Below are 14,667 nucleotides of genomic sequence, written 5' to 3' on the forward strand. Positions count from 1 at the left end.
CCACCGCAGACGCCGCCACCAGCAGTAGCGCGGCAAGCGTCAGTGCGAGCAGCGGCGGTCTGTTCTCGCGGCTCACGTGTTCATCGTATGTGTGGGTCCTTTGCGTGATGGAGATTCAAGCGACGGGTCTTCTGCGCGTTGGGCGTAGTCGTCGCCGTAGCCGTAGCCGTAACCGTAGCCGTAACCGTAATCAGAGTAGTGCGCGCGCCTGGCCGACACGCGGTTCAAAACCACGCCCAGCAGCCGCGACTGCATGCGCACCAGGTACTCGCAGGTGTTGCGAGCCAGGCGGGCCGAGGTCTCGCCAGCATGCGCCACAAGCAGGCAGCCGCCGCCGAGCTGGCTGGTTATGACCGGCACATCGGCAAAACCCATGGCGGGCGGCGCGTCGATCAAGACCTGGTCGTAGCGCTCGTCGAGATCGCGCAGCAGATCGTTCATCAGCGGGCTGTTCAAGAGATCAACCGGGTTGGGCGGCACCGGCCCGGCGGTAATAATATCGAAGCCGGGCTGACCGCTGGCGCGGGTTATATCCTCCAGCGTCGCGTTGCCCGTGAGGTAGTTCGTCAGCCCGGGCGACAGCTCCTCGTTGAGTGTCTTGTGCACGCGCGGCCGCCTGAGATCGCAGTCGAGCAGGCACACGCGCCGGCCCATCTGTGCCATGGCAATGCCCAGGTTCATGGCGATGCAGGTCTTCCCCTCGCTGGGCTTGGAGCTGGTGAGGATCAAGCGCGAAGGCAGACCTCCGGGCGCAGCCAGGAACAGCGACGCCCTCAGGGTGCGTATGGCCTCGCTGCCAGCCGAGGTGGGGTTCAAGGCCACCTCGAGGTCGGCCGAGGGCGCGGGCATGCCCTTCTCGACCTTGGGCAGCACAAACTCGGGCACCGTGCCGAGCGTGGGCAGGCGCAGTTGTCGCTCCACGTCGTCGGGAGTCTTGAGGCTGTCGTCCATGTACTCCTGGAAGAAAGCCAGGCCCACGCCTCCGAACACGCCCAGCATCATCGACATGGCCAGGTTGAGCGGAATGCGCGGGCTGTCGGCCTCGATGGGCGTCTCTGCTGCGTCGACGACCGATATGTTGGTGGAGCTGATGGCGCTCATCAACTCTACTTCCTTGCTGCGGCGCAGCAGGCTTTCGTAAATCTCGCGCGTGGTGTCGACCTCGCGCTTCTTGATCTTGAAGTCGATGGCCTTCTCTTCGTAAGCCGCCACAACCAGGCGCTGTCGGCCTACCTCCTCGGCCAGCTTCTGCTCGCTGTCAATGGTGCGCTCAAAGTCACTGCGCACGCCCGCCAGTATGCGGTCTTCCTGCTCAACGATGTCGGCTGACAGGCGCTCAACGCGAGCGTCGGCCTTGCGCACGTCAGGAAACTCGTCGGTGAAGCGTGAGCCCAGCTCGGCGCGGATTGCACGGGCCTCGGACAGCTCTTCGCGCAGGCTCTTCAGAAGCGCGTTGTTCACCAGCAAGGGCAGCGAGCGCCGATCGCGACCCAAGCCCTGGGAGTGCAGGCTCTCGGCCTCTATACGACGCGCCTGGCTGGCGGTGTGACGGGTGATGAGGTCGGTCAGCCGCTCGTGTACGCGGCCGGCTTCCTGCTCCATGGCCAGGATGTCGTTGGCCCGGGCGTAAACCTGCAGCTCGGCCTCTGCCGACGACAGCTCGGCCTGCTGGTACTCACGCTGTTTTTCGATGAACTCGCGGGCCGAGCGCGCGGCTTCCTGCGACTGGTCGATGGTAAAGATGCGGTACTGGTCGGCCAGCTCGGTGGACACGCGCTGCGACAACTCGGCGTCGGGAGACGAAAAGCTCAGCTCAACGAGAAAGCTCTTGCGCCTGGGCTTTACCTCCACCTGCTCGGTGAAGCGCTCGAACATGTCGTGCTCAAACTTTCGTTCGGCCAGCTCGAGGCCGTCGCTTTCGCTACTGCCCAGCCAGCCCTTGACGGTCGCCTTGCTGCGACCCACGAAAGCCGCCGCGGCCAGCTCACCGTTGAGCCAGGGGTCGTCCCTGAGATCGAGCTCGTCGATGCTGCGACGGGCGAGCTCGCGGCTGGCGAGGATGTCGTACTGGGTCTGGAAGAAATCGTTGTAGGCCTGGGCCTGGGCAATGGGATCGGTGACCGACTGCACGTCGCCCATGACGTTGGGGCCGCCGGGCTGGATTTCCAACAGCACGGTGGACTTGTACATAGGCGTGGCCGCGAGGCTGAAGATCAGCGCACCCAGCACGCAGGCCGTGAACACCGCCACCACCGACCAGCGACGCCTGAGCAACACGTGGATGTAATCCCAGAGGTTGATCTCATCGTCGGCGTAGTAGGGCTCGGCGTTATAACCGGGGGGGCCGTACTGCGTGGGCAGGCCGGCGTTGCTGCGCGTGGCCAGCTGTGACCCGGCTTGCGGGTAGGGCTCGCCCTGGGGCGACGGCTGCTGGCCGGGATACGACTGCCCGCGTGGCGGCTGCTGCTCGTTGAGCGGGTGATCAGCGTCGTTGTGGTCGTCTCTCACTGTTCTCTTCCCTGTCGGTCTTCTCGCGCAAGCCTCATCAATAGGCCACGCCCACGCGCACCAGGCCGAGCACGCGGTCAACAACAAACTTGGGTCCCGACACGGGCACCACTATCAAATCGTCTTCCTGCAACAGGAAGTCCTCGGCGCGGCCTTCTCTTATCTGGTCAAACTTCACGGGTATGGGGCGACGCTGGCCGTCGGCCATCTTGCGGTACAGCGTCGTGTCGCTCCCTTTTGCCAGCGCCACGTCGATGCCACCGGCAGTGGCCAGCGCCTGGCTCACGGTGGTGTCCTGCAGCAGCGGATAGGCGCCTGGCTTGTTCACCATGCCCTCCACGTAAAACACGCCCGCCCGCGGCACGTTGATAACATCGCCGGGAAGCAGCTCGGGATTAAGGCGCATGTCGCCGTCGCGCGTGAGGCGGTCGAGGTCGATCAACTCGGTTACAACCTGCCGCGGGCAGGGCAAGAGGGACTCACCGTTGGCCTGCCCTCCGTCTTTCTGCAGAAAAGCCTCGGGGCAGACCTCGATTTCACGGCTCAGACGCACGTTGTGGCCGGCCTCCTCGTTGAGGCCACCGGCCAGGCTGAGCGCGTCGAGCAGGGTCTTACGACCGCGCAACTGCACCACGCCCGGCTTCTCAACGTAGCCCACTATCGAGATCTCGTAGCTGCGGTACTCCCTGACGAACACCGTTATCTGCGGCCGGTGTATGAAGCGCGCGAAGTTCTTGCGCAGGTGTTCTTCGAAGGCCAGCGGCGTGTAGCCACGGGCCACGATCTTGCCCACCCAGGGCAGGGTGACGTAGCCGGTGTTACTCACCCGCGAGGTAATAAGGCGCGGCTCGCCGGTGGTGTCTTCGATGTCGAAAAGAGTGATCTCGAGCAGATCTTCGGGGCCGATGGCGTAGTCGCCCGGCGTCTGCGACTTGCCCGCGAGCAGGCTCAGGCTGGCGTTAAGTTCCTGGTTGGCGGCGGTCTTGCCGTCGTCGCTGTGCAAGAGGGTGTAGTCGGGCGTGGCCGCGCAGCCGCTTGTCATCAGCAACGGGGTCATCATCAGCAACGGGGTCATCAGCAAACCCGCCAGGGCTGACGCGCCAACCATACCTTTGATGCAACTACTCTTCACAGTCCTGCTTCCACTGACCCGCGCACCACTCATCCCGCGCACACTAGCACGCGGACGGCGCATACAACAAAAAAAGCGCCGAGGAGATTCGTCGTCCCGCTCGGCGCTTTAAGTTTTCTACCGGGGCTCGTACGCCCCACCCGCCAGTCAGAATCAGATCAGCTGCCCGGACTGCCGTCGTCGTCGGTCTCGACCACGATGGCAATCGCCCCTGCGACCGCCGCTATTGAAGCCACGGTGCCAATAGCCACGCCGCCTATTGTAGCGCCTGCCCCGCCGCCGGCTGCTCCACCCACAACGGCCGCTGCCGCTGCGTCTTCGGAATCAGAACCAGCCAACTGCATGGGCTTGTCGCCGCCCAGCTGTATCTGCTGTCCCTGGGTCAAGGTGCGATCGACACCGGCCACGCGCACGTTGATCGTGCCCTCTTCTACCGCGAGCACCGCGTTGCCGGCCTTGTTGACCTCAACGTAACCGTCAGCCGCCTTGTCCAGGCCCGCCGAGTCCACGTTGATAGCCGCGTTGGCAGCCTTGAGCTGCAACCCCGACTCGGGCGCAAGATGAAACGCCACTTTGCCCTTGAGAACATCGATCAGCGCACCGGCTCCAGCCGCTCCCGCGGTGATCTCGGTGTTGCCGTACATGCCCACGACTCCCTGGTCGCCAAGATCGGCCAGCAGGTAGCCCTCGTCACCAGTGCGGTACTTGTCGCCAGCCACCAGCGGACGGGTGGCCGATACCTCAGCCCAATCTGCCGCGCCCGTGCTCGACCACACCGGACCGTTAACCTGCACGGTGCCGAACACCGAGCCGGCCGTGACCGACATGGGCGCAAGCGCCACCACCAGTCCCAGCCCCAATGCACAAACCAGGAGCCGCTTTACCACTACATTCGTCACCATTTCAAACCTCATGTCTTTTTCTACTCCACGTATTCTTTCTAATCGCTACGCCAATCCAGACCGTGCCCATCGCCGCAAAACCACGATCATGAGAACCGCTTGTACACCCGCCTAAGCCACCGTGTCAATACTTAACACACAAAGAAGCTAAACGGATTTCACCCTTTACGCAGGCACGCTCGCCCTCAGCCTTCGCTCATTGTAGCCGCAGCGCGGCAAGTTCGCCAGCGCGGCAGAGATTTTGTGCAGGTTCCGGCGAGCGCTTCAACAGGACGGTCTCGGTGCCTGAAGCCCGAAACAGAGGGTGACCGCCAGGACTCTGCCCGCCCCGGCGGGGCTGACGGCCGTTGTCGGGGCAGCCTCTGCCGCCTGGATGACGGCCATCTCGACGCTGCCGCCGAAGGCGGCCATAAACCTGCTGCACAGCGCAACCACCAGCTCCATATGCGGTCCGCTCGCAGCCTCGGCCAAGGCTGGCAGCTCAAGCTGAAAGTACAGCTGCGCGGCCTGTTGGTCCAGCTTCGTGGCCAGCCGCGCCGGGCGGTTGCTTACCTGGGAGCCCGGGCAGGCCAGCTCGCCTATGAGCGCCAGTACGCGGCCCAGCAGCTGCGGGTCCACCGTCACCGGCGTATCAAGCCCCGACAGGGAATCGGCATTGCTGGAATCGGCGTCGGGACGAGGGGGCACGCAGTCAAAACGCCGACCGATGCTCAGCTCAAGGTCGGCAGCGGTGGCCGTTACCGGGTGGGACGCCACCGGGCGAAGCAGCTCCAGGGTGCGGCCGATGATCTCGTGCAGGCTCGCGAGCGACGACTTGATCTCGAGCACGGCGTCATCCTCCGGCGCTGTATCTGCCGAAGTGGCATCCTCGAGAACGGTGTCTTCAAGAACACCGGTCCAGTAGTACATACGATGAATAATGTTGCCCAGGCTGTGGCTGACCTCCGACAGTAGCTGCTCGTCGGGCTCGGCGGCCGCCGGCAGCACCGGGGGCTGCGCGGCCAGCAAGGGGTCTTTGCGGTCTGCTGTGTCGTGGTATGCCGTGTTCTGCGCTTCCATGCCGGGGTCCTCTGCCCTGCAACCAGCACGATTGGTGCCAGCCGAGCCCCGTTGCGCGAGTAGAGCTAAGGCCCGTAAAAGCTGGCCCGGCGGCGCCAAGTGCCCGCCCGCCCGCCCCGGCAACCGTACAAACTACGCCCTAGCGTCAAAGCTTCGACACCCCCCGGCCCCGGCTGCGGCTACCGGCGCGCCCCATAGGCCGACGGCCACGCTTGGACTTGCCCATGAGCGCCGAGTATAAAGACACCCCGTGACAGGGAGCGCAGCCTCAAGAGCGCTTTCCTCGTCACGGTTTTTTTATGTCCGCAGCCAAGTTTCGAGCCGCAGCAGTGATACCGGCGCGCTACGCCTCCGAACGGTTGCCGGCCAAAGCCCTGGCCGAGCTCGACGGCCTGCCCATGGTGGCCCGCGTGTACCAGCGTGCCTGCCAGGCCGCCACCGTGGAACAAGTGATAGTGGCCACTGACGACGAGCGCATAGCCGCGGCCGCTCGCGCGGTCGGGGCCGAGGTGGTGATGACCGACCCGGGACACTGCAGCGGCAGCGACCGCGTGGCCGAGGTGGCCCGTGCGCTCGACCACGACATCATAGTCAACGTGCAGGGCGACCTGCCGCTGCTCGACCCCGCCATGGTGGACTCCCTGGTCGAACGCCTGCGCAGCGACCCAGGCTGCGAGCTGGCCACGATGGCCGTCCCGATTGACGACCCCCGCGAGATGGCCGACCCCTCGGTCGTCAAGCTCGTGTGCAGGGCCGACGGACGGGCGCTGTATTTTTCGCGGGCCCCGATCCCCTTCTCGCGCGACGCGGCGGCTGGCAACACGGCGGCTGGCGGCCAGGCCACGGCGCTGCATCACGTGGGCCTGTACGCATACCGGCGCGAGGCGCTGCTGCGCTTCAGCCAACTCGAACCGACGGCGCTTGAGCGCAGCGAAAAACTCGAACAACTCAGGGCACTCGAACACGGCATGGACATAGCGGTGGTGGTGATGGCCGGTGGTGCGCCACTCGAAGTAGACACCCCCGCGGATCTCAAGAGAGCACGGCAAGCGCTGCAAGGCGGAGAAGCAGGAACAACAGCATGAGTAATAAGAGACCCACCAAGTTCATCTTCGTAACCGGCGGCGTGATATCGGGCCTGGGCAAGGGGCTTGCCTCGGCGTCGATCGGCGCCCTGCTCGAAAGCTCGGGCCTGAAGGTGACCATGCTCAAGATGGACCCCTACATAAACGTGGACCCCGGCACCATGAGCCCGTTTCAACACGGCGAGGTTTTTGTCACCGACGACGGCTACGAGGCCGACCTCGATCTTGGTCACTACGAGCGTTTTATCTCCACGACCATGGGCCGGATCAACAACGTGACCACCGGCTCGGTGTACTACGAGGTCATCACCCGCGAACGCAAGGGCGACTACCTGGGCGCCACCGTGCAGGTCATCCCGCACATCACCGAGGAGATAAAGAAACGCATCCACGCCGCCGCCGAGGGCTACGACGTACTCATAGGCGAAATCGGCGGCACCGTGGGCGACATAGAGAGCCTGCCGTTTCTCGAGGCCATAAGGCAGATGAAGGTCGACGCCGGCGAGGGCAATTCGCTGTACGTGCACCTCACCCTGCTGCCGTGGATCGACACCGTAGGCGAAATGAAAACTAAGCCCACGCAGCACAGCGTCAAGGAACTCACCGGCCTGGGCATTCAGCCCGACGTGCTGCTGCTCAGGTGCGACCGCGAGATAGACGAAAAGATACGCGACAAGGTTGCACTGTTCTGCAACGTGGATCGACGCTCGGTCATCCCCTGCCGCGACGTACCCAACATCTGCCACCTGCCGCTCGCGCTCGAGCACGAAGGGCTGCACTCGCGCATCACCGAAAAGCTCGGCATCTGGACCGGCGCCCCCAACCTCGCGCCCTGGCAGAAGGCTGCCGCCACGCTCGACAACTTCAAGACCAGTATTACCGTGGCCATGGTGGGCAAGTACGCCGGCCTGGCCGACTCCTACAAGTCGCTCAACGAAGCCCTGGTGCACGGCGGCATTGCCAACGACTGCGAAGTGAAGATCATCCACGTCGACTCCGAGCAGATCGAGGCCGACGGACTCACGGCCGAGGTCAAGCAGGCCGACGCCGTGATGGTACCCATGGGCTTCGGGTCGCGCGGTGCCGAGGGCAAGATCAAGGCAGTGCAGTACGCGCGAGAGAACGACGTACCCTTTCTCGGCATCTGCCTCGGCATGCAGATGGCCGTCATCGAGTTTGCGCGCAACGTGGTCGGCCTCGAAGACGCCAACAGCTCGGAGGTCAACCCCGACTCGGCCCACCCGGTAATCGACCTGATGCTCGAACAGCAGGACCTCCAGGACAAGGGCGGCACCATGCGCCTGGGCGCGTGGCCCTGCACGGTGAAGGAAGGCTCGCTCGGGCACCGCGTGTACGGCAAGCGCAAAATCAGCGAGCGCCACCGCCACCGCTACGAATTTAACAACAGCTACCGTGAGCGCCTGGAGAAGGCCGGCATGGTGCTGAGCGGGCTCAGCCCCGACGGCGAGCTGGTCGAAATGGTCGAGATACCGTCTCACCCCTGGTTCCTGGCCGCGCAGTTTCACCCCGAGTTCAAGAGCAAGCCGCTGGCCTGTCACCCGGTGTTCAAGGGTTTCATTCGCGCGGCGCTCGAACGCCAGCGCCGGCAAGGCGAGACCATGGAACTGGCAGGCCTGCGCGTGGTCGAAGGCTCGGGCGGCAAGGAGGGCAGTAGTTGACCGTCGAGCGAGCACCTGGCGCCGCTTTTGAGCTGGCCCGAGGCCTCGAGGTGGACGGGCAGCAGCGCGACGCCGTAGCGGCCGGCAACGGGCGGCTGTTTCTCCTCGCGGGACCCTGCGTTGTGGAGTCGCGCGAGTCGGTGCTGCGCCACGCCGAGCGCCTGGGCGAAATCTGCGACCGCGCCGGCTGGCCGCTGGTATTCAAGGCTTCCTACGACAAGGCCAACCGCAGCTCTTCAAAGTCCTTTCGCGGACCCGGCGCCGAGGAGGGGCTGGCCGCGTTGGACGAGGTGCGCCGTCGCACCGGGCTGCCGGTGATCACCGACGTGCACGAGTGCGCACAGGTGGCCGCTGCGGCCGAGGTGGCCGACGTTCTGCAGATACCCGCGCTGCTCGCGAGGCAGACCGATCTCGTGCAGGAAGCTGCAGCCAGCGGCTGCACGCTGAACATAAAGAAAGGCCAGTTCATGGCGCCCACCGACATGCGCAACGTGCTGGCCAAGGCCCGCGAGGCCGGCGGCGAGCGCGTGCTGCTGACCGAGCGCGGCACGACCTTTGGTTACGGCAACCTCATCAACGATTTTCGCGGGCTGGTGATCATGCGCGAGCTGGGAGCGCCGGTGGTGTTCGACGCCACCCACTCGGTACAGCTACCAGGCGCCGGCGGCGACCGCAGCACGGGCGAGCGACAGTACATTGCCCCGCTCGCTCGCGCGGCTGTGGCCGTGGGAGTGGACGGCGTGTTTCTCGAGGTGCACGAAAACCCCGACCAGGCCTTGAGCGACGGCGCTAACTCGCTGGCCCTGGCCGACCTGCCCGCCGTGCTCGACCAGCTGGCCCGCGTGCACGAGGCCTGCGCACAAGCAGCCGAAGAATCCGCAGCAGAAAAATCAGCCGCGGGAGCAAACAAGTGAGCAGCAAGACCGGCAAAGCCCGCGACAGCGCCACTGACAGCACCACACTCGAGTCGGCGCGGCGCGTGATCGACATCGAGATGGCCGAGCTCGCCGAGGCCCGCGATCGCCTGGGCGCAGGCTTCGAGAAGGCCGTGGAGCTGGTTGCCGACTGTACGGGCAAGGTCATAGTGGCGGGCATGGGCAAGTCGGGGCAGATCGCCCGCAAGCTGGCGGCCACGCTCAGCTCCACCGGCACGCCGGCCATGTTCCTGCACGCCGCCGAAGCAGGGCACGGCGACCAGGGCATCTTCATGCGCAACGACATCTGCATCGCGCTTTCGTACAGCGGCACCACCGACGCCGTGGTCGACATGCTCGAGAACCTCAAGCGCCTGTCTATACCCATGGTGGCGATCACCGGCGGCCTCGACTCACCGCTGGCCGAGGCCGCCGACGCGCTGCTCGACGCCTCGGTTACCAACGAAGCCTGCCCGCTGGGGCTGGCTCCCACGGCGAGCACCACCGTGGCCCTGGCCCTGGGCGACGCGCTGGCCGTGGCCGTGCTCGAGCGCAAGGGTTTTGGCGAGGACGACTTCGCGCTGCTACACCCCGGCGGCGCGCTTGGCCGCCAACTGCTGCGCGTGAGCGACCTCATGCACGGCCCCGACGAGCTCCCCTCGGTGGGGATGAAGGTTTCCATGCACGGCGTCGTGGAGGCCATCACCGGCGGCGGGCTCGGCACCGTGGCGGTGGTTGACGACGACGGACGGCTGGTGGGCGTGGTCACCGACGGCGACATACGGCGCGCGGTGCTGGCCAACGAAAACCCGGCCGATCTCTGCTCCGCCGACGTCATGACGGTGGGGCCGCGCACGGTGAGCGGTCATTCGCTGGCCGCCGAGGCGCTGGCCATAATGGAGCAGCACGCGATCACGTCCCTGTTTATAACTGACGGGCACGACAGCCGCCCGGTGGGTGTCGTGCACCTGCACGACCTGCTGCGCAGTCGCGTGGCCTGAAGCGAACGAGGCATGAAAACCAAGGGCTTGCGTCTGGGCTTGTTAGCGCTGGCGCTGGCTGGAGCGGTAGCCGTGTACATGCGCGCCGACACCGGCGACGTGCTCGAGCTCGACGACGGTCGGCTGATAGCCCACGTGGTGCCCGAGCTCATGCAGCGAATGCGCGACTTTCATCGCGTGGTGACCCGCAATGGCGTCAAGCTGCTCGAGCTGCGCGCCGAGGAAGCCGCTTACTTTCGCGATGACGCGGCTGTGACGATATCGGGCCCCGAGGTCACTTTCTTTGAAGAGGGTCAGCCCTCGGCCTTCGTGTCGGGGTCGAGCGGGCGCGTGTACATGGATGGCAACCAGGTAGAGGCCATCGAGCTGTCGGGTGGCGTGTCGGTGGCGCTGGGACGCTTTCACCTGTCGGCCGACACCCTGGCCTGGGAGCGCGGGCCAGGCCTGCTCACCGTGAGCGGACGGGTGGGAATGGACTCGGCTGACCTCGAGCTCGAAGGTGCCGACCTCGAGTTGGAACTCGACCAGCGCCGCCTGCGCTTTCGCGGCGGGGTCAACGCCACCGTGTACCGCGAGCCGAGGCCCTGGCGCAGCCGACTGCACGCCCCCCCCTCACCGGCCACGGCGGAAGCAACGACAGCGGTCGTGGACGACGACAGCACTGCTCCCCCTGGCAACGTTAAAATTGAGGCGGATAACGACTCCCCGGGCACGACAATCGACCGTGGAGGGCCGCCGATACCCGACGACGCACAAAGCTACAGCGGCGATGTGCTATCCTCGGTCGCTTCAGTAGTAAAAATGCTCGACTTTTCAAAACTACCTGCCGACCTGCACCTCGAAGCGGGCCTGATGTCGTTTGACTACCAGGCCGGCACGCTCGTGTGCAGCCGCGAGGTGGTGGCCCAGCACGGCGATGTGCGCCTGTCGGCCGACCAACTCAAGCTGCAGTTTGCGCCCTCGGATCCCAGCCTCCTGCGTAAGGTCAAGGCCGGCGGCGCCGTGGTCGTCACGCGCGGCCAGGAACGGGCGACGGCCCGCACGGCCATCTGGTCGCGCGCGCGCCGCGAGTTGCTGCTCGAAGGCGATGCCACGCTGGGATCGGGCGACAGCGAAGTCACTGGAGAAAGCCTGGTGATCGATCTCGAGAACGACCGCACGGTGATGGACGGCGGCGAGGGACGCGTCCGGGCTACGATCTCGAGCGACGACATCGACGAGATCGAGATCGCCGACTTCAACGACGGCCCCCTGGATCAGCCATGACACCCGGCGATCAGAAGCTCACCCTGTCGGCCAGGTCGCTCAGCAAGAGCTTCGCCAAGCGCCTCGTCGTGGACCAGCTGTCGCTACACGTAGACGCCGGCGAAGTGGTGGGCCTGCTCGGACCCAATGGCGCCGGCAAAACAACCACCTTTCACATGATCGTGGGTTTCGAACACCCCGACGAGGGCAGGGTGACGATGGGTGACCAGCGCCTCGACGATCTGCCCATGTACGAGCGCTCGCGCCGCGGCGTGGTCTACCTGCCCCAGGAGGCGTCGGTGTTCCGGCGGCTCACGGTCGAGCAGAACCTGCTGGCGGTGCTCGAGGTCATCGGGGCCCCCGAACAGACCCAGGAAGAGACCGTTTCGCTGCTGCTCGACGATCTCGGAATCACCCACATTCGGGGGGCACTGGGCGAGTCCCTGTCCGGGGGGGAGCGCCGCAGGGTCGAAATTGCCCGCGCGCTGGTGATTTCACCCCGCTTTATGCTGCTGGACGAACCTTTTGCCGGTGTCGACCCAATAGCGGTAATCGACATTCAGGGCATCATTTCACAGCTTAAGAGCCGAGGAATTGGTATCCTTATTACTGACCATAACGTGAGAGAGACACTGGGTATCTGCGATCGCGCCTACATCCTCAACCAGGGGAAGGTGCTTGAAGAAGGGGCTCCCGAGGCCATAGCTTCAAGTAAGAGGGCTCGAGAGATCTACCTGGGAGACAAGTTCACGCTCTGAGAAGCAAGTGATTAGATGGCCCTCGAACAACGCATAAACCTGGGACTCAAGCTTTCGCAGACTCTGCGAATGACGCCCCAGCTGCGCCAGGCCATCAAGATCCTGCAGGTGTCGCGCGCCGATCTTGAAGCCATGGTTGACGCCGAGCTGGCCGAGAACCCGGCCCTCGAGCAGGACGAGTTTGAAGCCGAGTTCACCGAGGGCAGCGAGGCCGAGGGTGCCGAGACCGAGACCGCCGACGCGGCCGAGAAAGCCGAGGTAGCCGAAGCCGTCGAAGTGGCCAGGAGCGAGGCCGAGGACGCCGGCAAAGACGAAACGCCCACCTCGGAGATAGAAGAGAACGTTGACTGGGACGAGTACGTGGAGCGTCACAGCAACGACATGCACGGCGCGGTGGGTAGCGGCTCGGACCGCGACGACGATCGCCCCAGCATCTTTGAGACCACGAGCAACCCCGAGGCGGACCTCAGGCAGGCACTGATCGACCAGCTGGGCCTGGCAATGATGAGCGAAGACGAGCGCCGCGTGGGCACGATCATCATCCTCAACCTCAACGAGGACGGCTACCTGGACTGCAGCGAAGAAGAGATCGCCTCGATGGCCGAGTGCAGCCTGGAGCAGGTCACCGAGGTGCGCAGCATCATCCGACAGGAGTTTGAGCCACCCGGAGCAGCCTCGCTCGACCTGCGCGACTGCCTCATGGCGCAGGTCAAGCTCATCGGCTACGAGGACGACGACTACGTGGTCATGATCATCGACGCCCACTTGAGCGACCTCGAGTCACGCCGCTACGACCAGGTGGCGCGCAAGCTGGCCTGCTCCGTGGACGAGGTGATCGCCGCGCACGACATCATAAGCGATCTCGAGCCGAAGCCCGGTCGCAACTACGGCGAACGCGAGGCCCGTTACATCTCGCCCGACGCCTACATTTACCGAGTCGGCAACGAGTTCAAGATCACGCTCAACGAGGAGGGCCTGCCAGCGCTCAAGGTAAACCCCGAGTACCGGCAGATCGTTAACGACAAGAGTAAGGAAAACAAGGAAAAGAACAGCGAGGCGCGAGGCTACCTCCAGGACAAGGTTCGCTCGGCCCAGTGGATGATTCGCTCGATCGAGCAGCGCCAACGCACGCTGCGAAAAGTGACCGAGAGCATCGTGAAATTTCAGAGTGATTTTCTCCTCAATGGAGTGGATAAGCTCAAGCCCATGGTGCTCAAGGACGTGGCCAACGACATAGACATGCACGAGTCGACCATCAGCCGCACCACCTCGAACAAGTACGTCCACACCCCGCAGGGGCTCTTCGAGCTCAAGTATTTCTTTACCTCGAGCCTCAAGAGCAGCGGTGGCGGCGAAGTATCGTCGGAAAGCGTCAAGAAGCGCATACGCACCATTATCCAAGCCGAGGACAGCGCAAAGCCTTTCAGCGACCAGTACATAGCCGACAAGCTCAAGGAGAGCGACATCAGGATCGCCCGCCGCACGGTGGCCAAATACCGGGAGGTGCTGGGTATACTTCCCTCGTCAAAGCGAAAGAGTTACGTTGCTGCTGGTTGAGGCCACCCTTTGAAACCAGGAGGGACAACGTGCAGGTAACAGTTACTTTTCGCCACGTAGAACCCAGCGAACCCCTGCGGGTATACGCTTCTGACAAGATCACGCGTCTAGCCAACAAGTACCTCAAGCGGGCCGTTGACGCGCACGTTATCCTCACGGTTAACAAGCGCCAGCACCAGGCCGAGATCAATATCCAGGCGCCCAATTTCGTAGTGTCGGCCCACGAGAGCACCGGGGACCTTTACTCTGCCATCGATCTCGCCATCGACAAGGTGCAGTCCCAGGCGCAACGCCACAAGAACAAAATCGCCCAGCACCCCAACCCGGACAAGCGCAGATGAAAACTCGTGATATTCTCGACCCCCGCCGCGTCACGCTCGACCTGAAGGGCAAAGACAAGCGTGAAATACTAGAGCAGCTCGCAGGCATGGTGGGAGAGACCCACTCCGCCATTGACCCCGAGCGCGTGGCCGAGGTGCTCGTTGAACGCGAGCGGGCAAGCAGCACCGCCATCGCCGACGGCATCGCCATTCCTCACGGCAAGGTCGCCATGTCGGAAGAAGTCGTCGCCTGCCTCGGGCTGTCGGGTGACGGCCTGGACTTCGACTCGGTCGACAACCACCCCACGCATATCTTCTTCGTGCTGATCTCTCCCGAAGCCCACCCTTCACTGCACCTTCGCTGGCTGGCCCACCTGGCCCACCTGCTCACAGAGGAACAGTTCCGCCGCGAGCTGCTCGCCTGCACCGGCGTCGACGAAGTAATGACGACTATCTCTGAAGCCGAAGCCCGCAGCAGGGAGGCTGAGTCGGCTATCTCCCCGTGAG

13 protein-coding genes are annotated in these 14,667 nt (G+C 64.4%); 9 read left to right on the top strand and 4 right to left on the bottom strand.

Annotated features, from left to right (window positions below; all coding sequences use genetic code 11):
* Positions 1 to 72 precede the first annotated feature (72 nt).
* From EYQ35_00090 to EYQ35_00105, 4 genes are all read right to left on the bottom strand, one after another.
* Positions 73 to 2,595, bottom strand: coding sequence for a polysaccharide biosynthesis tyrosine autokinase (locus EYQ35_00090; protein ID HIF62548.1), 2,523 nt, complete (start codon positions 2,593 to 2,595; stop codon positions 73 to 75).
* Entirely contained in the window at positions 2,546 to 3,703 is a 1,158-nt protein-coding gene (locus EYQ35_00095; GenBank protein HIF62549.1) for a hypothetical protein, read from the bottom strand. The genes EYQ35_00090 and EYQ35_00095 overlap by 50 nt, the downstream gene beginning before the upstream one ends.
* Before the next feature lie 95 nt (positions 3,704 to 3,798).
* Positions 3,799 to 4,554, bottom strand: coding sequence for a hypothetical protein (locus tag EYQ35_00100; protein ID HIF62550.1), 756 nt, complete (start codon positions 4,552 to 4,554; stop codon positions 3,799 to 3,801).
* 252 nt (positions 4,555 to 4,806) lie between these two features.
* Positions 4,807 to 5,601: a hypothetical protein gene (locus EYQ35_00105; GenBank protein HIF62551.1), complete on the bottom strand. Its 795-nt coding sequence runs from the start codon at positions 5,599 to 5,601 to the stop codon at positions 4,807 to 4,809.
* A gap of 299 nt (positions 5,602 to 5,900) precedes the next feature.
* On the opposite strand from EYQ35_00105, the gene kdsB reads away from it, so the two are divergent.
* From kdsB to EYQ35_00150, 9 genes are all read left to right on the top strand, one after another.
* On the top strand, positions 5,901 to 6,686 hold the full coding sequence (kdsB, locus tag EYQ35_00110) for a 3-deoxy-manno-octulosonate cytidylyltransferase (GenBank protein HIF62552.1): 786 nt from the start codon (positions 5,901 to 5,903) through the stop codon (positions 6,684 to 6,686).
* Positions 6,683 to 8,365 carry a CTP synthase gene (locus EYQ35_00115; protein ID HIF62553.1) on the top strand — a complete coding sequence of 561 codons (1,683 nt, stop codon included), beginning with the start codon at positions 6,683 to 6,685 and terminating at the stop codon, positions 8,363 to 8,365. The genes kdsB and EYQ35_00115 overlap by 4 nt, the downstream gene beginning before the upstream one ends.
* Positions 8,366 to 8,415: 50 nt before the next feature.
* Entirely contained in the window at positions 8,416 to 9,279 is an 864-nt protein-coding gene (locus EYQ35_00120; GenBank protein HIF62554.1) for a 3-deoxy-8-phosphooctulonate synthase, read from the top strand.
* An 80-nt stretch (positions 9,280 to 9,359) separates the two neighbouring features.
* Positions 9,360 to 10,280 carry a KpsF/GutQ family sugar-phosphate isomerase gene (locus EYQ35_00125; protein HIF62555.1) on the top strand — a complete coding sequence of 307 codons (921 nt, stop codon included), beginning with the start codon at positions 9,360 to 9,362 and terminating at the stop codon, positions 10,278 to 10,280.
* Positions 10,281 to 10,292: 12 nt separating this feature from the next.
* Complete coding sequence (locus tag EYQ35_00130; protein ID HIF62556.1) at positions 10,293 to 11,546, top strand: hypothetical protein; 1,254 nt, start codon at positions 10,293 to 10,295, stop codon at positions 11,544 to 11,546.
* Positions 11,543 to 12,283, top strand: coding sequence for an LPS export ABC transporter ATP-binding protein (gene lptB, locus EYQ35_00135; GenBank protein HIF62557.1), 741 nt, complete (start codon positions 11,543 to 11,545; stop codon positions 12,281 to 12,283). Before EYQ35_00130 ends, lptB begins: the two co-directional genes overlap by 4 nt.
* A gap of 15 nt (positions 12,284 to 12,298) precedes the next feature.
* Entirely contained in the window at positions 12,299 to 13,840 is a 1,542-nt protein-coding gene (gene rpoN, locus EYQ35_00140) for an RNA polymerase factor sigma-54 (protein HIF62558.1), read from the top strand.
* Entirely contained in the window at positions 13,777 to 14,181 is a 405-nt protein-coding gene (gene raiA, locus EYQ35_00145) for a ribosome-associated translation inhibitor RaiA (protein HIF62559.1), read from the top strand. The genes rpoN and raiA overlap by 64 nt, the downstream gene beginning before the upstream one ends.
* Positions 14,178 to 14,666, top strand: a complete 489-nt coding sequence (locus EYQ35_00150; GenBank protein HIF62560.1) for a PTS sugar transporter subunit IIA — start codon at positions 14,178 to 14,180, stop codon at positions 14,664 to 14,666. The genes raiA and EYQ35_00150 overlap by 4 nt, the downstream gene beginning before the upstream one ends.
* The last annotated feature ends 1 nt before the right edge of the window (position 14,667 follow it).

This window comes from Candidatus Binatota bacterium (genome assembly GCA_012960245.1).
Taxonomy (GTDB): domain Bacteria; phylum Desulfobacterota; class Binatia; order UBA1149; family UBA1149; genus UBA1149.

Excerpts from the sequence above, each read along its gene's own strand:
- EYQ35_00095 (HIF62549.1), bottom strand. The coding sequence starts at position 3,703 with ATGCGCCGTCCGCGTGCTAGTGTGCGCGGGATGAGTGGTGCGCGGGTC.
- EYQ35_00115 (HIF62553.1), top strand. The coding sequence starts at position 6,683 with ATGAGTAATAAGAGACCCACCAAGTTCATCTTCGTAACCGGCGGCGTG.
- EYQ35_00125 (HIF62555.1), top strand. The coding sequence starts at position 9,360 with ATGGCCGAGCTCGCCGAGGCCCGCGATCGCCTGGGCGCAGGCTTCGAG.
- kdsB (HIF62552.1), top strand. The coding sequence starts at position 5,901 with ATGTCCGCAGCCAAGTTTCGAGCCGCAGCAGTGATACCGGCGCGCTAC.
- EYQ35_00150 (HIF62560.1), top strand. The coding sequence starts at position 14,178 with ATGAAAACTCGTGATATTCTCGACCCCCGCCGCGTCACGCTCGACCTG.
- rpoN (HIF62558.1), top strand. The coding sequence starts at position 12,299 with ATGGCCCTCGAACAACGCATAAACCTGGGACTCAAGCTTTCGCAGACT.
- lptB (HIF62557.1), top strand. The coding sequence starts at position 11,543 with ATGACACCCGGCGATCAGAAGCTCACCCTGTCGGCCAGGTCGCTCAGC.
- EYQ35_00100 (HIF62550.1), bottom strand. The coding sequence starts at position 4,554 with ATGAGGTTTGAAATGGTGACGAATGTAGTGGTAAAGCGGCTCCTGGTT.
- EYQ35_00105 (HIF62551.1), bottom strand. The coding sequence starts at position 5,601 with ATGGAAGCGCAGAACACGGCATACCACGACACAGCAGACCGCAAAGAC.
- EYQ35_00130 (HIF62556.1), top strand. The coding sequence starts at position 10,293 with ATGAAAACCAAGGGCTTGCGTCTGGGCTTGTTAGCGCTGGCGCTGGCT.